This window comes from Microbacterium sp. NPDC089696, assembly GCF_044749125.1.
Classification (GTDB): domain Bacteria; phylum Actinomycetota; class Actinomycetes; order Actinomycetales; family Microbacteriaceae; genus Microbacterium.
The window spans coordinates 1,582,484-1,602,878 of sequence record NZ_JBIVHF010000001.1 but is presented as its reverse complement, the minus strand read 5'-3'; the positions used below and the strand labels follow the sequence as shown (position 1 = coordinate 1,602,878).

Genomic DNA, 20,395 nt, shown 5'->3' with positions numbered 1-20,395 from the left:
ACGAAGAAGCGCGGGACGGAGGACCCGTCCCGCGCTTCTGCCGCGCGTCCCGCTCAGAGCGCGTCGTACAGCTCCTGCTGGAGCTCCAGGTAGCGCTCGACCCCCAGACCTGCGAGGTCGTCGAGGTAGGACTGCCACGTCGCATCGTCGTCGACGTCGCGCTGTCCGGCGACGAACTCCGCCTGCGCCTGCGTGATGTAGGTCGCGATGTTCGTCTGCAGCTCGGCGATCTCCGCCGACGTGTCGGGGTTCGGCCACAGCTTCGCGTCCGGGAACAGCAGGTCCTCGTCCGGCGCGTACGGCTCGTAGAGCTGCGTCGCCTCGAGCAGACGGCGCTCGTAGCCGTCCGGGCTGTAGACGTCCTCCGGCACGACCTGCGAGTTGCGGTACTCCAGCGAGTCCCAGTACTGGCCCATCGAGCGCCACGAGGCGTTGGAGGTCTCGTCGTACGTGAGGGGCTTGAAGCTCGGCTCGAGCTCGGGGTCGAGCGCGAGGTCGCCCTCCTCCGCCGGAACCCAGGCCTCGCCCTCCGGGCCCATCGCTCCCAGGCGATCGCCCTCGTCGGTCACCAGGTAGTCGATGACCTTGATCGCCTTGATGCGCTCCTCCTCGGTCGACTTGTTCGTCAGGGCGAACATGCCGAGGGGGCTCACCGGCGACCGGTAGGTGGCGAACTGCGTGCCGTCCGGCCCCTTCACCGGCGGCACCGCGTCGTAGTGCGTGTCGCGACCGTCGGGCGAGTCGGCCGTGACGATCTCGTACGGGTGCAGCACCGCGGCCGCACCGAGGATCTCGGCGTCTGCGTTGTCCCCGAGCGCCCGCAGCGCGTTGCCGTTCTGCGTGAACGCCGCGGTGTCGATCAGACCCTCGTCCGCGAGGGACGCGATGTACTGCAGCCCCGCGCGCCATCCGTCGGACATCGCCGAGATCTCGACCTTCCCGTCGTCCATGACCATGGGCGGGGGGCTCGACGGGCTGCCGTACGGCGCGTACGCGAACGCGTTCATGAAGTAGTTGATCACGGGCTCGGACGCCGAGGCGCTGAGCGGCACCTCGTCGGCCTGGCCGTTGCCGTTCGGATCGTCGTTCTTGAACGCGCGCAGGACCTCCCGCAGCTCCTCGGTCGTGGTCGGCTGCGACAGCCCGAGGTTGTCGAGCCAGGTGGTGTTCATCCACAGCTTGGAGGGGTAGCTGCAGTGGAAGCACTCGGTCCACTGGGTGATCGCGTAGATGTGGCCGTCGGGAGCGGTGACCGACTGCTTCCAGTCGGGCTTCTCATCGAAGCGCTCCTTGAGGTTCGGCGCGTACTCGTCGATGAGGTCTTCGAGGGGGACGAGCACGCCCTGCTGGCCGTATTTGAGGACCTCGCTGCGCGAGAACGCGTCGACCCACGGCACGAGGAAGTACGCGTCGGGATAGTCGCCGCTCGCGAGCGAGACCTGGCGCTTCTCGCCGGCGACGCTGCCGTCGTAGGTCGTGGTCTGCCACGAGAAGTCGATGTCGAACTTCTTCTCGAGCAGTTGCGTGAACGCGTTGTCCTCGAGCGAGCCGTTGTCGCCCTGCGGACCGAACGCCACGAGGCTGCCGTCGTCGTCGCTCGCCGACGTGCAGGCGGCGAGCGCGCCCGTCGCCAGTGCGAGCACGCCGACGGCGGCTGCTCCTCGGATGATGCTGTGTCTCATTGCCGGAATCTCCTTTGCCCGGTTGATGGGGTGTTGTGGTGGGTCTGTGGAGGGGAAGGTCAGCCCTTGACGGCGCCGACCATGATCCCCTTGCTGAAGTACTTCGCGACGAACGGGTACGCCACGAGCATCGGGATGGTCGCGATCACGACGGTCGAGTACCGCAGCAGATCGGCGAGCTCGCGGCGGCGCAGCTGCTCCGCGACATCGCCGCCTCCTCCCGAGTCGTTGAGGATGAGAAGCCCCCGGAGCACGAGCTGCAGGGGCTGCAGGTCGGCGTCGCGCAGGTACAGCAGGGCGTCGAAGTAGGAGTTCCACTGCATGATCGCGTACATGAGCGCGATCACCGCGATCAGCGGCTTCGCGAGCGGGAGCACGACGGTCCACAGGATGCGCAGCTCCGAGGCGCCGTCGAGCTGCGCGGCCTCGTAGACCTCGTCCGGGACCGCCGAACGGAAGTACACGATCGCGATGATGACCTGCCATACGCCGATCGCGTTCGGCAGCAGCATCGACCAGCGGGTGTCCAGGAGTCCCAGAGACTGCACGACCAGGTACATCGGGATGACGCCGCCGCTGAAGAGCATCGTGAAGACGACGCCGCCCGTGATGACCTTGCGACCGAAGAGCTGCGTCCTCGAGAGCGGATAGGCGACGGCGATCGTGCCCACGACGCTGATGAGCGTGCCGGCGACCGTGTAGAAGATCGAGTTGCCGAACCCCCGGAGGATGGCCGGGTTGCCGAGCGCCTCCGCGTACCCCCGGAACGTGAAGTCCACCGGCCAGAAGAGGACCCGGCCCGACGACACGGCCTGCGGACTCGACAGCGAGCTCGCGACGATGTTCAGCAGGGGCAGCAGCACGACGAGGAGGAAGACCGAGAGCAGGATGTAGGCCGCGATGACGAACACGCGGTCGGCCCTGGTCTCCTTGACCTTGACGCCGCGGCGGAGCGGGTCGCGCCGATGGCGAGGCCTCTTGTTCTTCGCGACGACGATCTCCTCGGTGAGGAGCGCCTCGGTGTCGATCGTGGTCACCACAGTCCGTTCCCCGTCACTCGCTTGGACACCGTGTTCACGACCAGCAGCAGCACGAGGCTGATCACGGCGTTGAACAACCCGATCGTCGCTCCGAGACTGAAGTTCGCGTTCAGGATGCCTGTCTTGTACACGTACGTCGGGATGATCTCCGACGTCGACAGATTGAGGGCGTTCTGCAACAGGAAGGCCTTCTCGAACCCGATCGCCATGATGTTGCCCACGCCGAGGATCAGGATGATGGAGGCCGTCGGAAGCAGGGCGGGGATGTCGACGTTCCAGATCTTCTGCAGCCGCGAGGCGCCGTCGATCTTCGCGGCCTCGTAGAGCGAGGTGTCCACCGAGGCGAGAGCCGCGAGATAGATCACCGCCGAGTAGCCGGTGGTCGTCCAGATGTCGGTGGCGACGTAGATGTGCCGGAAGAAGTCGGCGTCGGCGAGGAGGTCGACCTGCCCGGCGCCGAAGAAGCTGAACGTCCGACCGAGCAGGCCGACGCGCGGCGACAGGAGGAGGATCGTCATCGACACGACCACGACCGTGGAGATGAAGTAGGGCGCATACGTGACGAGCTGCACGGTGCGGGAGAAGAACCGCAGCCGCACCTCGTTGAGGGCGAGAGCGAGGATGATCGGCAGCGGGAAGCTCGCGATGAGGGTGTAGGCCGCGAGGATGAAGGTGTTGCCGACGAGGCGGGGGAACACCGGGTTGCGGAAGAGCGCCGCGAAGTTGTCGACACCGACCCAGGGGCTCCCCCACACGCCGTCGATCGGGTTGTAGTTCTTGAACGCGATGACGGCGTTCGCCATCGGCACGTAGCGGAACACCACGAACCAGATCACGGGGATCAGCAGCAGCAGGTAGAGCTGCCAGTATCGGCGCAGGCTGCGCGCGAATCGCGACCGTCTGGTCGCGCGGCGGGGACTCGACGTCGAGACCTCCGCGGAGAGTGCCTGCTCAGCACTGAGCTTCATGTCGCCCTCCCGGGGCAGAGTTACTTTACGACGTAATAAAACCACGACGCGACGGAAATGTAAACGGGCAGTTCTCCCCGCATCGAATTCTCCCGGATGCTTGCGCCCCACTTCCGAACGTGGTTTATTGACGATGTCAAGTAACTATCGGAGGGTCTCAGCCATGACTTCCCGTGCCGACGACCTCGTCGCACTCCGCGCCTCGGGCGCATCCTTCATCCTCGAACTCACCCGCCCGGTCCCGCGTGTCCTGCACTGGGGCGCGGACCTCGGACCGGTGTCCGCGGACGTCGCCGACGCGCTCGTTCTCACCGCCGGCCCCGCACAGCTCAACAACTCCCCCGACGCGCCCCGCGCCTTCTCGGTCCTCCCCTCGGAGTACGAGGGCTGGTCGGGCACCCCCGCCCTGGCCGGGAACGCGCAGGGCGTCGCCACGACCCCGCGCCCCCACCTCGTGAGTCACCGCGTCGAGCGCGACGGCGACGACCGCGGTGGACGGATCCTCCTGGACTTCGAGGATGCCGTCGCAGGACTCCGGACGGAGCTTCGCTACGGCCTCGACGCCCACGGCGTCCTCTCGGTCGAGGTCGCGGTGACGCGCGATGCCGCGCTGAGCCCTCGCGCCGGGTCCCTGCCGTACACGCTCGACGGCGTCCTCCCGCTGCTCGGCGTCCCCGAGCGCGCGACCGAGATCCTCGACTTCACGGGCAAGTGGTGCCGCGAGCGCTCCCCGCAGCGGTCCCCGCTCGGGTTCGGCACGCACCTCCGCGACGCGCGACGCGGCAAGTCCGGGCACGACTCGCCGTTCCTGTTCGCCGTCGGCACCGCCGGATTCGGCTTCGGCCAGGGCGAGGTGTGGGCCGTGCACCTGGCGTGGAGCGGAGACCAGCGCTACCTCGCCGAGCGTCTGCCCGAGGGCGCCGGTGCGGCGTCGTCCGTCCTCGGCGCCGGCGAGTCGCTGCACTCCGGCGAGATCGTGCTCCGCGACGGCGACCGCTACGAGGCCCCCACCGCGCTCTTCGCGTGGTCGGACCGCGGGCTCGACGCCGTGACCGATCGGTTCCACCGCCGGCTCCGCGCACGCGCCGGCCATCCGACGACGCCCCGGCCTCTCGTCCTCAACACGTGGGAGGCCGTGTACTTCGACCACGACCTCGATCGGCTCGGAGCGCTCGTCGAACGGGCCGCCGACGTCGGCGTCGAGCGGGTCGTGCTGGACGACGGCTGGTTCCGGGGGCGGCGCGAAGCCGACGCGGGCCTCGGCGACTGGTACGTCGACGAGGACGTGTGGCCGGACGGGCTCGCTCCCCTCGTCGATCTCGTCCGCGCCCATGGCATGCAGTTCGGTCTGTGGTTCGAGCCGGAGATGGTCAACCTCGACTCCGACCTCGCCCGCAGCCATCCGGACTGGGTGCTCGGCCCCGCCGAGGGTCTCGGCCCGGCTGCGCGCTCCCAGTACGTCCTGGACATCGCCCGACCCGAGGCCTACGAGTTCCTGCTCGAACGCATCGACGCCCTCGTCAGCGAGTACGCGATCGACTATCTCAAGTGGGACCACAATCGCGACCTGCTCGAGGCCGTCAGCCGCGGGACCGACGGCGACCGCCCCAGCGTCCACCGCCAGACCAGGGCGCTGTACCGGCTGCTCGACGACCTGCGCGACCGGCATCCGGGCCTCGAGATCGAGACGTGCTCCGGCGGCGGCGGCCGCATCGACCTCGGCATCCTCGACCACACCGACCGCGTCTGGGCGTCCGACTGCAACGATCCGGTCGAGCGCACGCAGATCGAGCGCTGGACGCGCGCGCTCGTGCCCCCCGAGCTCATCGGGTCGCACCTCGGCGCCGCGCGTTCGCACACCACGTCCCGGGTCACCGACCTGTCCTTCCGTCTCACGACGGCGCTGCTGGCCCATGCGGGCATCGAGCAGGACCTCACCGCAGTCGACGACGCCGAACTCGCCGTGATCCGCCGCTGGGCGCAGCTGTACCGGGAGTTCCGCCCGCTGGTGCACACGGGCCGCATCGTGAACGCCGATCTCGCGGACCCCGCGACCACGCTGTCCGGGGTCGTGGCGCAGGACGGCTCGGCCGCGCTGTTCACCTGGGTTCGCACCGCGACCTCGGCCGCCGGCCAAGCGGGTCGCGTCCGCATCCCCGGCCTCGATCCCGCGGAGACGTACACCGTCCGGGTCCGCGAGGATCTCGGCCCCGCCAGCCGGCATCAGGGCGACGACCCCGCCTGGGTGTCCGCCGCCGCCGTCGACCGGGCGATCCGCGTCCCCGGTGCGGTGCTCGCGGACGCGGGTCTCCCGATGCCGACCCTCAATCCCCAGCAGGCCCTGCTCCTCGACATCCGTCGCACGGAGCACTGACCCCTCCTCCCCATCCCCCGACAGAGAAGTCGACAGAGAGGAACACCATGAAGCACCATCGATCCCGCCGACGAGCGGCGTCCGTCACCGCGGCACTCGCCGTGACAGCGCTCGCCCTCGGCCTCGCGCCGACAGCGGGGTGGGCGGAGTCCACACCGCCGCCCACCCCGTCCCCCGAGACCTCGGCTCCGGCCGAGACGCCGATCCCCGAGCCGGTCGAGACGACGTCGCCCGACGACGGCACCGCGACACCGGTGCCCTCGTCGGAGCCGAGCACCGAGGCGACGCCCCCGGCGGACGGAGCACGTGAAGCCCGGACGCCCGCGCCGCGCGACTCGGGCATCTCCCCGCTGTCGAGCGGCGGCCCCTACATGGGCTGGAGCAGCTACAGCATGCAGGTGCACTCCGGCGGTCAGTGGATCACGGCCGACCAGATCATCGCGCAGTCCGACGCGATGCACTCGACGCTCCAGCAGTACGGCTACGAGTACATCAACATCGACGCCGGCTGGAACGGCGGGCAGGACGAGTACGGTCGGCCGATCCCCAGCGCGACCCTGTACCCCGACGGCCTCGACGCCGTGATCGACCACATCCACGGCAACGGGCAGAAGGTCGGCCTCTACCTGATCCCCGGCATGAGCCTCGAGACCGCGCAGAAGGCGCTGCCGATCCACGGCGCCCCCGGATGCACGACCGAGAACCTCCTCAAGCAGCCGCTGCAGCAGGGCGACTACTGGGGCTTCGGCTACCGCCTCGACTTCGACAACCCCTGCACCACGAAGTACATCGACTCGATCGCCGACCTGCTCGGCGAATGGGGCATCGACTTCATCAAGTTCGACAGCGTCACCCCGGGCTCGGGCGTGAGCGACCTGTCGATGGATGCGCGCGAAGAGGTCGCGGCCTGGTCGCAGGCCCTGAAGCGCAACGACATCTGGTTCGAGCTGTCGTGGGCGGTCGACATCGAGTACGCCGACTACTGGAAGCAGTACGCCGACGGCTGGCGCGTGGACTGGGACGTCGAGTGCTACTGCGGCGACGAGGCGCTCACCACGTGGGAGAACGTCGCCCGACTGTTCCCGCGGCTGTCCGACTGGTGGCGTCACGGCGGACCCGCCGGGTGGAACGATCTCGACTCCCTCAACGTCGGCAACGGGAAGATGGACGGCCTCACGAAGGATGAGCGACGCACCGCGGCGACGCTGTGGGCCACCGCGGCCGCACCGTTCTACCTCGGCAACGACCTCACCGACCTCGACTCCTACGGGCTCGAGCTGCTCACGAACAAGGAGGTCATCGCGGTCAACCAGGCGGGTGTCCCGGCCCGCCCCGTCTCCACGGCGACGAAGCAGCAGGTCTGGTACGCCCTGAACGCCGACGGCACCTACACGGTCGCCCTGTACAACCTCGGGCGGACGGACGCCGACATCACCGTGAACTGGTCCGACATCGGCCTCGCCGGGTCGGCGAAGGTCCGGGACCTCTGGGCGGGAAAGAACCTCGGCACCGCGGACGGGAGCTTCACGGCCGAGAGCGTGCCGATCCACGGCGTGCGCCTGCTCAAGGTCACCCCGGGCAAGCAGTCCGTCGTGACCGTGAACGACGACGCGCTCCGCGTCTCCTACGACGGCGACTGGTCGCGCAACGGCGGCTACGAGGTGCCGGCGACCTCGCAGCCGTTCACGGTCGCGGTCACCGATACCCCCGGCGGAGGGACGCCGACTCCCCCGGACACCGGACTCACGGTGACGCTCAACGACGACGACTCCCGCATCGCGTACAGCGGCTCCTGGGGGTACAGCAACAACCGCGGCCTCGGCGACCACGGCGACGACGTGCACTACGCCGAAGCCAACGGCGCCGCGTTCGAGCACACGTTCCAGGGCACCGGCATCCAGTACGTGACCGAGCTGCACGAGTCGCAGGGCGACGTCGAGATCTACCTCGACGGCCAGCTCGTCGACACCGTCAGCACCTACCGCGCCCCGGGTGACGGGCGTCTGTCGCAGCAGGTCGTGTACAGCGTGAGCGATCTGCCGAGTGGCAGCCACACCTTCCGCGCGGTGAAGAAGTCCGGATCGTTCATGCTCCTCGACAAGCTGGTCGTCACGCTCGACAGCCAGCTGAGCACGACCTCGGGCGCCTTCAACAAGGCTGCTCCCGCCGACATCTCGGTGGACGTCCTCCGTGATCCGAGCGCGCTCGCATCGATCGGTCTCGGCGGCGAAGCGCTGGAGAGCGGCAGCGACTACACCGTGTCCGGCTCCACGGTCACGCTGTCGTCCGCCTTCCTGGCGACGCTCCCGGTCGGCGAGGCGACGCTCGACTTCTCCTTCACCGGCGACCACCTGGGCGACGTGCACGCCACGGTCGCCGACGGGGATCGCGTCTCGTTCGCGTTCCGGGGCACGGCGGTGTCGTGGATCGGACCGAAGGCACCGGATCAGGGGACGGTCGACGTCTACCTCGACGGCACCAAGGTCGCCACGGTGGACACGCATGCCGCCACGAGGCTGACCGGTCAGGAGCTGTTCGCGACGACCGGTCTCAAGGACAAGGCGCACACGATCGAGATCGTGAAGACCTCGGGCGACGTGCTGCGCTCCGACGTCTTCTCGTACACGGTCAAGAAGGCGGGCTGAGCACACGGAGGCGGGGCGGGTCCACGGGTCCGCCCCGCTTCCGTGCGCCCGGGGACATCCGCGGATGTCCGACCCCCGGAGCACACTGCGGGCATGGACATCGAACTCCTCCAACCGGCGGGCCTGGTCGTCAGTCCCGCTTTCAGCCATGTGGCCGTCGTCCCTCCGGGGGCCACGACCATCCACGTCGGCGGCCAGAACGGCGTCGACGAGACCGGAGCGATCGTCTCGACGGATGCCGCGGAGCAGTCCCGCCGGGCCGTCGAGAACGCTCGCACGGCCCTCGAATCCGCCGGCGCGACCCTCGACGACGTCATCGCGTGGACGATCTTCCTGAAGCAGGACGCCGACGTGCGCGCCGCCTACGGTGCCGTCGCGCCGCTGCTGGCACGCGACGGCGCGCCCCCGCTCGTCACCACGGCGCTCGTCGCCGCACTCGCGGTGCCGGGCGCGTCGATCGAGGTCAGCGCGATCGCGGCCGTCCTGCGCGAGTGACGTGAGTCGTCCGACTAGATGCGTCCGCGCACCGGGGTCCGCTCCGCCGTGTCGCCGCCGTCGGGCATCGTCATCTCCGCCCGGACGCCGAGCAACCGCACCTCGCGAGACGGGTCCAGCGTACGGCCCAGTGCCGAGGCCGCCTCGATCACGTCGTCACGGCGGTCCGTGGGAGCGGCGAGCTTGCGCCCGAACGTCTTCGTCTCGAACGGCGCGTACCGCACCTTGAGATGCACCCGCACGACGGGCCTGCCCTCCGCGGCGCAGTCGTCGAAGGCGCGGCCCGCCAGCTCGCGCAGCGCCGCGTCGACCTGCTCCGCGGCCGTGAGGTTCTCGGGGAAGGTCGTCTCCCGGCTGTGGCTGCGCGCCACCCAGGGGGTGTCGTCGACCGTCGCCGGCCCGATCCCCGCCCCCAGGTCGCGATACCAGACGCCCATCCGCGGTCCGAACTCCGCGATCAGCGCATCCCCGTCGGCGTCGGCGAGCCGGCGTACCGTGTCGACGCCCAGCCCGGCGAGACGCTTCTGCACCTTCGGGCCCACGCCCCAGAGGTCGCGCGTGGGTCGCTCCCCCATGATCTCGAACCAGTTGTCGGCTGTGAGCCGGAACACCCCGCGCGGCTTGCCGAACTCGGTCGCGATCTTCGCGCGCACCTTGTTGTCGCCGATGCCGACCGAGCAGTGCAGCCCCGTCGCCTCGAGCACGGCCGACTGGACGATCCGTGCGACGCGCTCGGGATCGTCGGTCGTCACGCCGAGGAAGCACTCGTCCCACCCGATGACCTCCAGGACGACTCCCGGCAGTGCTCGGAGGGCGGACATGACCTCGGCCGAGGCCGACTCGTACGCCTCGTGGTCGACGGGGAGGAAGACGGCGTTCTCGGGGGCCTTGCGCGCCGCGATCTTCAGCGGCATCCCCGAGCCGATCCCGAACTCCCGCGCCTCGTACGACGCGGTCGACACGACGGCGCGCTCCGTGGTGTCGCCCCGTCCGCCCACGATGACGGGAAGCCCCACGAGCTCGGGTCTCCGCAGCACCTCGACGGCCGCGATGAACTGGTCCATGTCCACGTGCAGCACCCAGGAGGCCATGCCACGAGTGTGACCTGTCGCGGCGGGGATGTCACCCCCTCCCGCGAGAGACGGCGATTCAGCCCAGGGAGACGCCGATCGCGGTCACGACCACGGCGAGGAGCGGCAGCGTGCCCTGCATCGCGGCGGCGCGGAGCTTGGTGCGGTCCGAGAGCACGAGCACGAGAGCCGCGGCGACCATCATGCCGGCGCCGGCGAAAACGAGCGTGAGCCCGACGGTGGGCGCGCCGACGATCGTGAGGCCGATGCCGAGCAGCACGGAGAGGGCGAGGAACAGGTTGTAGAAGCCCTGGTTGAAGGCGAGCTGCTTCATCGTCACGGCATCCGCCTCGCTCGCGACGCCGAAGATCCTGCGCGTCTCGGGCTCGGTCCACTTGAGCGACTCGAGCGCGAAGATGAAGACGTGGAATGCGGCAGCCGCCGCGGCGAGGACGAGACCGGCGATGAGCATGGCTCGATCGTACCGACCTCAGACGAGGAAGATCGGCAGCAGCCCCGGATTGTGCGCGTGCACGAGCACCGCGAACACCACCGCGTCGAACAGCAGGTGCACAGTGACGACGTACGCGAGCGAGTGCGTGCGCAGGAAGATGAACCCCTGCAGAAGGGCGAACGGGATCGTGAGGACAGGACCCCAGGCGCGGTATCCGAGCTCCCACAGGAACGACACGAACACGATCGCCTGCAGGGCGTTCGCGAGCATGTCGGGGAAGTGTCGCCGCAGCAGCGCGAAGACCGTGCAGATGAAGAACAGCTCGTCCCAGATGCCCACGGCGCCGACGCCGACGAACAGCCGGGCGATCAGGTCGGGCGTGTCGACCACGGGCCAGTTCTGGTAGACGCCGCTCGTGATGAAGTAGAACGGCAGGATCAGCCACCCGAGCACCAGCACGGCGGCGAGCCAGCCCCACTGCAGACGACCCCAGCGCCGATGGCCGCGCCACGGGAAGCTGATCGCGCGGTCGCGGTACACGAAGCGCGACACCAGATACGGCACCGCGACGGCCCCGCCGAGCGCGAGCGTGAAGCGGAGCATCGCGAGGTCGTCGAGCTCGGCCGCGAGCGGGATCACGCTCACGACGAGCATCCCCAGCGCGATCAGCGACAGGTCCCGGGTGAGCGAGGGCTGCCGGCTCACGCCGATCACCCGCGCCGTCTCGCGGCGGGACCCCACGCTCACGACCGCATCGGGAACGCGCGGCCGGTTCCGCTCCACGAGCCACGCCGACAGGATGCCGAGGGCCAGCAGAGCCCACCCCAGCCACGGCGTCTCGAGCACGAAGAAGGCCGGCGCCGCGAGGCACACGAGCACGGCGGGGGCGATCCCCGGCCAGACGGTCGTCTCGGCGCGGACGGTCGTCACGCGCGGGGCTTCCGCCGGTACACGAGGTCGCGGATGTCGCGGCCCTTCGCGAGGCCCTTGCGCTCGAACGCGGTCATGACGCGGCCCTCGAAGCGCTCGGCCCACTCCCCCTCGAATGCGCGCTCGAAGTCGGGCTCGGCGTCGAACACCTCGCGCATCTGCAGCGCGTAGTCCTCCCAGTCGGTCGCGAGACGCAGCAGACCGCCGTCGCGCAGCGCTCGCGCCGCCGTGGCGCCGAATCCGGGGCGGATCAGCCGGCGCTTGGTGTGCTTCTTCTTGTGCCACGGATCGGAGAAGAAGATCCAGATCTCGCCCGCGGCGCCCTCGGGCAGGTACGACGACAGCACCTCGGGCGCGTTCGCCTCGATCACGCGCAGGTTGCGCGCCCCCTCGCGGTCGGCGTCGAGCATGGTGCGCGCGAGCCCCGCGCGGAAGACCTCCACCGCGAGGAAGTCGTCGTCGGGACGGGATGCGGCGGCCGACACGATCGCGTGCCCTTGGCCCGAGCCGATCTCGACGAACAGGTCGGCGTCGCGGCCGTACTCGACGGCGGGATCGAGGCGTGCCTCGGGGTGCACCGAGGTCCAGGCGACGTCGCGCGGCACGTCGAGCAGGTAGTGCGGGCCGAGCTCCTCGAAGGCGCGCTCCTGCGCATCGGACATCCGCCCGCTGCGGCGCACGAAGGACACCGGTTCGTCACGGAAGGTGCGGGGTTCGGGCATGACTCCAGGGTAGTCGGCGCTCGAGCGCGCTCAGGATGCCGGAGCGGTCACGAAGTCGATGAGCTCCTCGACGCGACCGAGCAACGACGGCTCGAGGTCGCGGTAGGTGTGCACTTTCGACAGGATGTGCTGCCATGCCCGTGCGGTGTCGGCCTGAGTCTCGTGCGGCCAGCCGAACGCCCGGCAGATGCCCGTCTTCCAGTCGATCCCCCGCGGGATCTCCGGCCACTTCGCGATGCCCAGAGCGCGCGGGGTCACGCACTGCCATACGTCGACGAACGGGTGGCCGACCATCTTCACGTGGCGGCCGTGCGGCCCTCGAGCGACGGCCTCCGCGATCCGCGACTCCTTCGACCCGGGGACCAGGTGATCGACGAGCACGCCGTAGCGACGGGTGGCGCTCGGCGGCTGCTCCTCCAGGAGCTCGTCGAGCAGGTCGACGCCTTGCAGGTACTCGACGACGACGCCCTCGACCCGCAGGTCGGCTCCCCACACCTTCTCGACGAGCTCGGCGTCGTGACGCCCCTCGACGAGAATGCGGCTGGGCAGCGCGATCCGTGCGCGCTGGTCGGCGACGGCGAAGGACCCGGATGCCGTGCGCCCCGTGCTCTGCTTCTTCGCGGCGGGCGGGGTCAGACGCACAGCCGAACCGTCGATCAGGAAACCGCCGCCGAGCGGGAACAGGCGCTTGCGTCCGAGACGATCCTCGAGCTCGACGTTGCCGCCCTGCACGCGCGTGACGGCGCCGCAGTAGCCGTCGGCCGCGACCTCGACCACCAGGTCGAGCTCGGCCGCGACCTCGGGAATCGGCTTCACACCGCGCTGCCGCCAGCCCGATGCGAGCACATCCGATCCGTACCTGTCATCCATGCCCTCCAGCGTATGTGTCTCCGCTGAGGGCGAACGGCCAACCCCCGCCGGAGGCTGTCGCGTGTCGGACTCAGTGCATAGACTCGTGCCATGGGGCTCGGCTGCCGGTCGGAGGGAACGCGATGAAGACACGGTTGCTCGGAGCGGCCGCGCTGGCGCTGGCCGCGGCGTTCGGGACGCTCGCCGCCCCGGCGGCGCATGCCACGGATCCCGTCACGCTCGACTCCGGGTATGTGACCGACGATGCGGGCGTGCTCAACCCGACCGAGAAGCAGGCGGTCGAGGACAGGCTGGAGACCCTGAGCGAATCGGCGTCGATCGAATTGTTCGTCGTCTTCGTCGACGACTTCACCTCTCCGACCGACAACGCGCAGTGGGCGGACACGGTCGCCGAGAACAACAACCTCGGTTCCGAGCAGTATCTCCTCGCCGTGGCGGTCGAAGGGCGGAGCTACTACATCTCGGCCGCAGCCGACGGACCTCTGAGCGATGGCAAGCTCGATGAGATCGAAGACCGGATCCTCCCGCAGATGCGCGACAGCGACTGGAGCGGCGCGGTCATCCTCGCCGCCGACGAGATGCAGGGCGACGGCGGCGCGGGGGCGCTGCGCGCGACGCTCATCGTCGTCGGGATCGTGGTGCTGGCCCTGTTGGTGTGGCTCGTCGTCGCGATCGTCCGCCGCTCGCGTCGCAACGCCGCGATCCGCGCGCGCGGTGCGATGCCCGAAAAGCCCGACCCGAACGACCCGTTCTCGACCCTGACCGACGAGCAGGTGCAGACCCAGGCCGGTGCCGCGCTCGTGCAGGCCGACGACGCCATCACGTCGAGCCGCGAGGAGCTCGGGTTCGCGGTCGCGCAGTTCGGTGAGGCCGCGACCGCCGAGTTCAGCGGCGCCGTCGAGACGGCCAAGGCCAAGATGTCGGAGGCGTTCGACCTCAAGCAGAGGCTCGACGACGAGATCGAGGACACGGTGCAGGATCGCCGCGCCTGGCACATCCGCATCATTCAGCTGTGCGACGAGATCGACGACGTGCTCGACGACAACACCGAGGCGTTCGACGCCCTCCGCAAGCTCGAGCAGAACGCGCCGCAGGAGCTCGAGCGCGTGCGCGGCGAGCGCGCAGCCCTGGAACCCGTGCTGGCCGGTGCCTCGGCCGCTCTCTCCGGGCTCGCCGCCACGTACGACCAGAGCGCCCTCAGTACCGTCACCGACAACCCCGCGCAGGCGGCCGAGCGCGCCGCCCTCGCCGACCGTTCGATCGAGGGTGCCGCTCAGGCGATCGCCTCCGGTCGCTCGGGCGAGGCGGCGTTCGCGATCCGCACGGCCGAGCAGTCCGTGGCCCAGGCTGCACAGCTCGTGAAGGCCATCACCGACCTCGGCGGCGAACTCGCCGGAATCGAGTCCCAGGCACAGACCCTTGTCGCCGAGCTGAAGGGCGACATCGCGACCGCGCAGCAGATCCCCGACACCTCGGGTACGATCGCCGGCGTCGTGTCTGCCACCGCCCAGCAGCTGCAGGTCGCGCAGGCCGGACTGTCCGGCACCGCCCGCAGTCCGCAGCGCGTGCTCGACGCGCTCACGGCGGCGAACACCCAGATCGATGCGGCGATCGCGCAGGGCACGGCCGCGGTGGAGCGCAGCCGTCGTGCGCAGCAGATGCTCGACCAGACCCTCGCGCAGGCCGAGTCCGAGATCCGCGCGGCGCGCGAGTACATCGAGACCCGCCGCGGCACGGTCGGCTCGACCGCGCGCACCCGCCTCTCGCAGGCCGAGGCCACGCTGACACAGGCGCTGAACCTGCGGTCCTCGAACCCCGAAGCCGCGCTGACCGAAGCGGGTCGGGCACTCGACCTCGCGCGACAGGCCACGTCGTCCGCGCAGGCCGACGTCTCGGCCATGAACCCGAGCCGCTACGAGGACGATGGCTGGGGCGGAGGGGGCATCTTCGGAGGATCGTCGGGCGGCGGATCCGGCCTCGGCGGAGACATCCTCGGCGGCATCATCGGTGGCCTCCTGTCCGGCGGCGGAGGCGGCGGCTCCACGCGCCGCAGCAGCAGCTGGCGCTCGAGCGGGGGCGGCGGGTTCCGCAGCTCCGGCTTCGGCGGCGGGGGCGGCAGCCGGTCCAGCGGCCGCAGCGGCCGTTCGGGAGGTCGACGCTTCTGAACCTCGCACACGCTTTCACACAGACCACGACGACGACCCTCTGAAAGGAACACGCATGACCAAGCAGTCCATCTTCGGACGTATCTCGACCCTCGTCCGCGCGAACATCAACTCGCTCCTGGACTCTGCGGAAGACCCGCAGAAGATGATCGACCAGCTCGTCCGGGACTACACCAACAGCATCGCCGACGCCGAGTCGGCGATCGCGGAGACCATCGGCAATCTGCGGCTCCTCGAGCGCGACCACGAAGAGGACGTCCAGGCGGCCACCGAGTGGGGCAACAAGGCTCTCGCCGCCAGCCGCAAGGCCGACGAGATGCGCGGGAGCGGCAACGCGGCGGACGCCGACAAGTTCGACAGCCTCGCCAAGATCGCCTTGCAGCGCCAGATCAGCGCGGAGCGCGAGGCGACCGGCGCCGAGCCGCAGATCGCGTCGCAGACCGAGATCGTCGACAAGCTGAAGTCCGGCCTCAACGGCATGAAGGACAAGCTCGGCGAGCTCAAGAACAAGCGCAGCGAACTGCTCGCCCGCGCCAAGGTCGCCGAGGCGCAGACCAAGGTCCAGGACGCGGTGTCGTCGATCAACGTGCTCGACCCCACGAGCGAGCTGGGCCGCTTCGAAGACAAGGTCCGCCGCCAGGAGGCCCTCGCCCAGGGCAAGGCCGAGCTCGCGGCGTCGAGCCTCGACGCGCAGTTCGAGAGCCTCGAGGACCTCGGTGAGCTCACCGAGGTCGAGGCCCGTCTGGCCGAGCTCAAGGCCGGCGGCTCGAACGCCTCGCGCCAGGCGATCGAAGGCTCCTGACACACCCGCGGATGCCCCGGACAGATGTGTCCGGGGCATCCGCCTTCCCCTGGGAGGCATCCATGGTGCGTTTCCTCGTCGTCCCGCAGTGGCAGGGCTCCCCCGCCGCGCGCGCGATGCTCCTCGTCGACGGCGCCTCGGCGATCGCCGGGGACCTTCCCCGCGCCGCCACGACCGTGCTCGACGTGCCCGTCGAAGCCGGCGAGTCCCTCGGCACCGGCGTCCGCCGTCTGAGCGCCCTCCGCCGCACGCGGGAGCTCGTCGCCGAGAACATGACGGCCGACACGGTCGTGATCGGCGGGGACTGCAGCGTGACCGTCGCGGCTCTGGCCGCCCTGCCCGGCGGCACCGACGACCTCGCCGTCGTGTGGTGCGACGCCCACGGCGACCTCCACACGCCCGAGACCTCGCCGTCCGGGGCGTTCTCCGGCATGGCCCTGCGCGCCGTGCTCGGGGAGGGCGAGGCGCAGCTGGCTCTCTCCCCCGGCATCCCGCACGACCGCGTCGTCACGGTCGGGATGCGCACGCTCGACGACGCCGAGGAATCGGCGCTCGACGGACTCACGCGGCTGACGGTCGACGATCTCGACCGCGTCGACGCCCTCGCCGACGCGGTCGCGGCCACCGGCGCGGGCCGTGTCTGGGTGCACATCGACGTCGACGTCCTCGACCCCGCCGATCTCGCGGGCGTCTCGGCGGCCGTGCCCTTCGGCGCCACCCCCTCCGCACTCGGCGCAGCGATCCGAGCCCTTAGCGAACGGGTGCCGCTGGCCGGCGCGACCATCGCCGGCTTCGCCCCGCGATCCCCTGCCGACGCCGTCGACGACCTGGGCGCGCTGCTGCGCCTCGTGGGGGCCGTCGCATGACCGACTGGCGACCCGCCGCCGAGGAGGCGCTCGTGCGCGGGCGACGCCTCGACCGCCGCATCCCCTCGTTCCTGCTGCGCTCCCCGATCAGTCGGATCGGCTACGTGTGGGGCACGGCCGTCGGATGGGTGTGGGGATCCCTGTGGAGCACCGGCCCGGTCGAGCGACGCGCCGGACTCTGGGTCTTCCAGGGCATGCCCTCGTGGACCTTCAATCGCGGAGGCGTGTGCGTGGGCGGCTGCTTCCTCACGGGCGACTCCCGTCCTTCCGACGCCGTGCTGCGTCACGAGGCCGTGCACAAGGCGCAGTGGTTGCGCTACGGATTCCTCATGCCGGTTCTCTACGCGATCGCCGGACGGGATCCGCTGCGGAACCGCTTCGAGATCGAGGCAGGCCTCGAAGACGGCAACTACGTGCGTCGGGGGAAGCCGGTCCCGTCGTCACGACGATAGAGCCGCGGGGCGCTCAGCGGTCGAGCGGGAGCAGACCGAAGCGCTCGGGAGCGTGGATCCGCGACGGCTCGATCGCGAGATCGGTCGTCAGATGCTCGACGATGTCCGCCGTCCCGAGGTATCCGCCCAGCAGCGTCACGTGCGTCTCGACCTCGTCGTCGCACATCATCTCGTCGGCCCAGGCGCAGGTCGCGCGAGCGAGGGCCTGCCCGGGGGCGCAGGCGCGTCCCGTGCCCGGGGCGCCGGAGCGGCGGTCGCGGGCCAGCCAGGTCACGGTCATGCGGCCGGGGGCGTCGATCACGCCGATGTCCGCGGTCTCTGCGACCTCGACGAAGATGCGTCCGGAGGCGCACAGCGGGAGCGTCGCGAGGAACGCCTCGAGTTCGGCGAGCGAGTGCTCGTCGGCGGTCACGAGGTGATGCGCGGAGCGACGTGCGGCACGGCGCGCGGCGCGCGTGCTGCGGGTGTCGACGGAGAGGCTCATGATGTCTCCATCGTACACCAAGTGAAGGCTTGCCTAACCTTGGTCGCGATCCTCCGCGACGACGGGCTCGACGAGGGTCGCGTGCAGCGCGGCGAGCTCGGCGTCCGTCATCCCCTGGGCGCGCAGGTAGGCGCCCGCCGAACCCCATCGTTCGTCCACCGCGGCGAGGAGAGCGCGCATGACCGGTGCAGGCGACTGCGTGGCCAGGGCGACGGCGTGCACCGCCTCCGGATGCTGGGATCGCAGGTACGCGGCGATCCGTCGCGAGCGCTCGGGCGGCAGCTGCGACTCCGTGAGGGCGTAGTCGGCGATGATCGCCTCCCGGTCCGCGCCGACCGCCGACAGAGCGAGTGCGACCGTCACGCCGGTGCGGTCCTTGCCCACCGTGCAATGCACGAGGGTGGCCTCCCCCGCGGCGATGATGCGGATCGCCGCCACGAGTCGGTCGCCGCTCTCCTCCAGGAGGTGGAGGTAGAGGTCGTCGAGGCTCGTGTCGCTCTCGAAGAACGAGCGCACGGATCCGAGGAAGAGCGGCAGATGGGTGGTGGCCGGCCCCTCGATGCCGCTGGGCTCCGCGGCGACCTCCTCGCCGTCACGCAGATCGACGATGTGCGCGACGGCATGCCGGAGGGCATCCGCACCCGCCGTCGTCGCGCCGGACAGCTGCCCGGAACGAAGCAGGACCCCGGAGCGGATCCGCCCGCCCGCCGCCGGGATGCCGCCGACGTCGCGGACGTTCGTGACGCCCTCGATGTGGAGGACGTTCATGCCTGCGCCTGAGCCCCCCGCGGCGGCACGGGGTAGCGACCCGCGATGACGACACGGTTGAACGCATTGATCGAGATGCACGCCCAGCTCAGGGCCGCGTACTCCTTCTCGGTGAAGATCGCGCCGACGCGGTTGTAGAGGTCATCGGAGATGCCGTCCTCGGAGATGAAGGTGAACGCCTCCGCGAGCTCCAGCGCCGCCTGCTCACGCTCGGTGAAGACGTCGCTCTCGCGCCACGTGGCGATCTGCATCATCGTGTCGGCGTCGATGCCCGCGGCGGTCGCACGGTCGACGTGCACGCGCGTACAGTACGCGCAGCCGTTGAGCTGCGAGCAGTGGATCATCACGATCTCCTTGAGGCGGTCGTCGATGCCGTTCGCCGCGCAGATCTGCCCCACCGTCTTCGAGAACGCATCCAGTGCCTGATAGGCGGTCGGCTCGGTCTTGGAGAGGTGCACTCGCGTCTCGCTCATGCCGTCCATGATATTCGCTCGCGTGTGGTCGTCGGCGGCGATGATCCGCCCTCGACGAGATGACAATGGAAATGCAGAAAGACAATTCAAACTGTGATTAACATGACGTAATGCGCGGTAAAAGCGGGACTCTTCTCGTCATTCTGCTTCCGCATTTCCCGCGCGCCTCTCCGGCAGAGCAGAATATGCACGTGGCGACCGACATCACCGAGTTCAGCTATCTTCCCGCACAGGCCGAGGCGACGGGGGCATCCGTGCCTGCCGTCGAGCGGCTCTCCCTCGCCCTCCCCGACGGCCGCACGATCAGCGCCCTGCGGTTCGGCTCCGCTCCCCCGCGCGTCACCCTCCTCCACGGCGCCGGGCTCAACGCCCACACCTGGGACACGACGGTCCTCGCGCTCGGCGCGCCGACGCTCGTGCTCGATCTCGCCGGCCACGGCGACTCCTCGTGGCGGGACGACCTCGACTACACGCCCCGCACGCTCGCGGTCGACGTCGCGGCCGCTCTCGACGCGTGGACCGAGTCCCCCCAGGTCGTGGTCGGCCAGTCGCTGGGCGGCCTGACCGGCGCCGCCCTCGCGGCTGCGCGCCCCGACCTCGTCGCCGAGCTCATCGTCGTCGACATCACCCCGGGCATCGACACGTCCGCGGGTCCCGCCGCCCTGCGCGAGTTCTACGCGGGCCCCACCGACTTCGCGAGCCGCGACGAGCTCGTCGACCGCGCGATCACCTTCGGCTTCGGCGGCGCACGTCCCGACACCGAGCGCGGCGTCTTCCACAACACGCGTGTCCGGGCCGACGGGCGCGTCGAATGGAAGCACCACTTCGCGCACCTCGCCGCCCAGTCCCTCGCCGCGCACGCCCCCGGCGACGCGGCCGCGCCGTCGCTGCTGAGCGCCTCGGGATGGGACGACCTCACCCGCACCACGACGCCGATCACGCTGGTCCGCGCCCTGCACGGTTTCGTGAGCGCCGCGGACGCCGAGGAGTTCGCCCGCCGCCTCCCCGACGCCCGCGTGGTCGTCCTCGACGCGACGCACAACGTGCAGGAGACCGCGCCGGCGCCGCTCGCCGACCTGATCGCCTCCGCTGAGGCCTCGACGGGTTTGTGACGCTCCGTTCCACAGGCGCGCCG

19 protein-coding genes are annotated in these 20,395 nt (G+C 70.1%); 8 read left to right on the top strand and 11 right to left on the bottom strand.

Going from position 1 to position 20,395, the window contains the following annotated elements; genetic code table 11:
* Window positions 1–53: 53 nt before the first annotated feature.
* Genes ACIPY8_RS07800 through ACIPY8_RS07790 form a run of 3 tightly spaced genes read right to left on the bottom strand, consistent with a single transcriptional unit; the run spans window position 54 to window position 3,690 of the window.
* Window positions 54–1,682 (bottom strand): extracellular solute-binding protein, encoded by a 1,629-nt coding sequence (locus ACIPY8_RS07800; protein ID WP_400816711.1) that lies wholly within the window; start codon window positions 1,680–1,682, stop codon window positions 54–56.
* Window positions 1,683–1,741: 59 nt separating this feature from the next.
* Window positions 1,742–2,719, bottom strand: a complete 978-nt coding sequence (locus ACIPY8_RS07795; RefSeq protein ID WP_400816709.1) for a carbohydrate ABC transporter permease — start codon at window positions 2,717–2,719, stop codon at window positions 1,742–1,744.
* Entirely contained in the window at window positions 2,716–3,690 is a 975-nt protein-coding gene (locus tag ACIPY8_RS07790; RefSeq protein WP_400816707.1) for an ABC transporter permease, read from the bottom strand. The genes ACIPY8_RS07795 and ACIPY8_RS07790 overlap by 4 nt, the downstream gene beginning before the upstream one ends.
* 163 nt (window positions 3,691–3,853) lie before the next feature.
* On the opposite strand from ACIPY8_RS07790, the gene ACIPY8_RS07785 reads away from it, so the two are divergent.
* The 3 genes from ACIPY8_RS07785 to ACIPY8_RS07775 all read left to right on the top strand — a co-directional run bounded on the left by ACIPY8_RS07785 (window position 3,854) and on the right by ACIPY8_RS07775 (window position 9,204).
* Window positions 3,854–6,064: an alpha-galactosidase gene (locus tag ACIPY8_RS07785; protein WP_400816705.1), complete on the top strand. Its 2,211-nt coding sequence runs from the start codon at window positions 3,854–3,856 to the stop codon at window positions 6,062–6,064.
* A 47-nt stretch (window positions 6,065–6,111) separates the two neighbouring features.
* Complete coding sequence (locus ACIPY8_RS07780; protein ID WP_400816703.1) at window positions 6,112–8,709, top strand: X2-like carbohydrate binding domain-containing protein; 2,598 nt, start codon at window positions 6,112–6,114, stop codon at window positions 8,707–8,709.
* A gap of 93 nt (window positions 8,710–8,802) precedes the next feature.
* Window positions 8,803–9,204: a RidA family protein gene (locus ACIPY8_RS07775; protein ID WP_400816701.1), complete on the top strand. Its 402-nt coding sequence runs from the start codon at window positions 8,803–8,805 to the stop codon at window positions 9,202–9,204.
* A 14-nt stretch (window positions 9,205–9,218) separates the two neighbouring features.
* On the opposite strand, the gene ACIPY8_RS07770 is transcribed toward ACIPY8_RS07775, so the two are convergent.
* From ACIPY8_RS07770 to ACIPY8_RS07750, 5 genes are read right to left on the bottom strand one after another with little or no spacing between them, the layout of a single operon-like run.
* On the bottom strand, window positions 9,219–10,295 hold the full coding sequence (locus tag ACIPY8_RS07770; protein WP_400816699.1) for a DNA polymerase IV: 1,077 nt from the start codon (window positions 10,293–10,295) through the stop codon (window positions 9,219–9,221).
* 58 nt (window positions 10,296–10,353) lie between these two features.
* Entirely contained in the window at window positions 10,354–10,746 is a 393-nt protein-coding gene (locus ACIPY8_RS07765; RefSeq protein ID WP_400816697.1) for a DUF1304 domain-containing protein, read from the bottom strand.
* Between the two features lie 18 nt (window positions 10,747–10,764).
* Window positions 10,765–11,658, bottom strand: coding sequence for a CPBP family intramembrane glutamic endopeptidase (locus ACIPY8_RS07760; protein ID WP_400816695.1), 894 nt, complete (start codon window positions 11,656–11,658; stop codon window positions 10,765–10,767).
* On the bottom strand, window positions 11,655–12,380 hold the full coding sequence (trmB, locus tag ACIPY8_RS07755; RefSeq protein ID WP_400816693.1) for a tRNA (guanosine(46)-N7)-methyltransferase TrmB: 726 nt from the start codon (window positions 12,378–12,380) through the stop codon (window positions 11,655–11,657). Before trmB ends, ACIPY8_RS07760 begins: the two co-directional genes overlap by 4 nt.
* Window positions 12,381–12,410: 30 nt before the next feature.
* Complete coding sequence (locus tag ACIPY8_RS07750; RefSeq protein WP_400816691.1) at window positions 12,411–13,250, bottom strand: DUF3097 domain-containing protein; 840 nt, start codon at window positions 13,248–13,250, stop codon at window positions 12,411–12,413.
* Between the two features lie 122 nt (window positions 13,251–13,372).
* On the opposite strand from ACIPY8_RS07750, the gene ACIPY8_RS07745 reads away from it, so the two are divergent.
* From ACIPY8_RS07745 to ACIPY8_RS07730, 4 genes are all read left to right on the top strand, one after another.
* Window positions 13,373–15,415 carry a TPM domain-containing protein gene (locus ACIPY8_RS07745; protein ID WP_400816689.1) on the top strand — a complete coding sequence of 681 codons (2,043 nt, stop codon included), beginning with the start codon at window positions 13,373–13,375 and terminating at the stop codon, window positions 15,413–15,415.
* A 55-nt stretch (window positions 15,416–15,470) separates the two neighbouring features.
* Window positions 15,471–16,217: a PspA/IM30 family protein gene (locus ACIPY8_RS07740; RefSeq protein ID WP_400816687.1), complete on the top strand. Its 747-nt coding sequence runs from the start codon at window positions 15,471–15,473 to the stop codon at window positions 16,215–16,217.
* 62 nt (window positions 16,218–16,279) lie between these two features.
* A complete protein-coding gene (locus ACIPY8_RS07735; protein ID WP_400816685.1) occupies window positions 16,280–17,083 on the top strand; it encodes an arginase family protein in 804 nt (267 codons plus the stop codon).
* The gene (locus ACIPY8_RS07730; protein ID WP_400816683.1) at window positions 17,080–17,535 is read left to right on the top strand and encodes a Fe-S oxidoreductase; all 456 of its coding nucleotides are present in this window, start codon (window positions 17,080–17,082) and stop codon (window positions 17,533–17,535) included. The genes ACIPY8_RS07735 and ACIPY8_RS07730 overlap by 4 nt, the downstream gene beginning before the upstream one ends.
* A gap of 13 nt (window positions 17,536–17,548) precedes the next feature.
* On the opposite strand, the gene ACIPY8_RS07725 is transcribed toward ACIPY8_RS07730, so the two are convergent.
* Genes ACIPY8_RS07725 through ACIPY8_RS07715 form a run of 3 tightly spaced genes read right to left on the bottom strand, consistent with a single transcriptional unit; the run spans window position 17,549 to window position 19,260 of the window.
* Window positions 17,549–18,019 (bottom strand): SIP domain-containing protein, encoded by a 471-nt coding sequence (locus ACIPY8_RS07725; protein WP_400816681.1) that lies wholly within the window; start codon window positions 18,017–18,019, stop codon window positions 17,549–17,551.
* Between the two features lie 33 nt (window positions 18,020–18,052).
* Window positions 18,053–18,787, bottom strand: a complete 735-nt coding sequence (locus ACIPY8_RS07720) for a tyrosine-protein phosphatase (RefSeq protein WP_400816679.1) — start codon at window positions 18,785–18,787, stop codon at window positions 18,053–18,055.
* Entirely contained in the window at window positions 18,784–19,260 is a 477-nt protein-coding gene (locus ACIPY8_RS07715) for a carboxymuconolactone decarboxylase family protein (RefSeq protein WP_400816677.1), read from the bottom strand. The genes ACIPY8_RS07720 and ACIPY8_RS07715 overlap by 4 nt, the downstream gene beginning before the upstream one ends.
* A gap of 185 nt (window positions 19,261–19,445) precedes the next feature.
* Between ACIPY8_RS07715 and ACIPY8_RS07710 the strand changes: the two genes are divergently transcribed.
* On the top strand, window positions 19,446–20,372 hold the full coding sequence (locus tag ACIPY8_RS07710; RefSeq protein ID WP_400816675.1) for an alpha/beta fold hydrolase: 927 nt from the start codon (window positions 19,446–19,448) through the stop codon (window positions 20,370–20,372).
* Window positions 20,373–20,395: the final 23 nt, after the last annotated feature.

Excerpts from the sequence above, each read along its gene's own strand:
- trmB (WP_400816693.1), bottom strand. The coding sequence starts at position 12,380 with ATGCCCGAACCCCGCACCTTCCGTGACGAACCGGTGTCCTTCGTGCGC.
- ACIPY8_RS07735 (WP_400816685.1), top strand. The coding sequence starts at position 16,280 with ATGGTGCGTTTCCTCGTCGTCCCGCAGTGGCAGGGCTCCCCCGCCGCG.
- ACIPY8_RS07775 (WP_400816701.1), top strand. The coding sequence starts at position 8,803 with ATGGACATCGAACTCCTCCAACCGGCGGGCCTGGTCGTCAGTCCCGCT.
- ACIPY8_RS07790 (WP_400816707.1), bottom strand. The coding sequence starts at position 3,690 with ATGAAGCTCAGTGCTGAGCAGGCACTCTCCGCGGAGGTCTCGACGTCG.
- ACIPY8_RS07720 (WP_400816679.1), bottom strand. The coding sequence starts at position 18,787 with ATGAACGTCCTCCACATCGAGGGCGTCACGAACGTCCGCGACGTCGGC.
- ACIPY8_RS07715 (WP_400816677.1), bottom strand. The coding sequence starts at position 19,260 with ATGAGCGAGACGCGAGTGCACCTCTCCAAGACCGAGCCGACCGCCTAT.
- ACIPY8_RS07710 (WP_400816675.1), top strand. The coding sequence starts at position 19,446 with ATGCACGTGGCGACCGACATCACCGAGTTCAGCTATCTTCCCGCACAG.
- ACIPY8_RS07740 (WP_400816687.1), top strand. The coding sequence starts at position 15,471 with ATGACCAAGCAGTCCATCTTCGGACGTATCTCGACCCTCGTCCGCGCG.
- ACIPY8_RS07730 (WP_400816683.1), top strand. The coding sequence starts at position 17,080 with ATGACCGACTGGCGACCCGCCGCCGAGGAGGCGCTCGTGCGCGGGCGA.
- ACIPY8_RS07780 (WP_400816703.1), top strand. The coding sequence starts at position 6,112 with ATGAAGCACCATCGATCCCGCCGACGAGCGGCGTCCGTCACCGCGGCA.
- ACIPY8_RS07800 (WP_400816711.1), bottom strand. The coding sequence starts at position 1,682 with ATGAGACACAGCATCATCCGAGGAGCAGCCGCCGTCGGCGTGCTCGCA.
- ACIPY8_RS07765 (WP_400816697.1), bottom strand. The coding sequence starts at position 10,746 with ATGCTCATCGCCGGTCTCGTCCTCGCCGCGGCGGCTGCCGCATTCCAC.
- ACIPY8_RS07770 (WP_400816699.1), bottom strand. The coding sequence starts at position 10,295 with ATGGCCTCCTGGGTGCTGCACGTGGACATGGACCAGTTCATCGCGGCC.
- ACIPY8_RS07785 (WP_400816705.1), top strand. The coding sequence starts at position 3,854 with ATGACTTCCCGTGCCGACGACCTCGTCGCACTCCGCGCCTCGGGCGCA.
- ACIPY8_RS07725 (WP_400816681.1), bottom strand. The coding sequence starts at position 18,019 with ATGAGCCTCTCCGTCGACACCCGCAGCACGCGCGCCGCGCGCCGTGCC.
- ACIPY8_RS07750 (WP_400816691.1), bottom strand. The coding sequence starts at position 13,250 with ATGGATGACAGGTACGGATCGGATGTGCTCGCATCGGGCTGGCGGCAG.
- ACIPY8_RS07745 (WP_400816689.1), top strand. The coding sequence starts at position 13,373 with ATGAAGACACGGTTGCTCGGAGCGGCCGCGCTGGCGCTGGCCGCGGCG.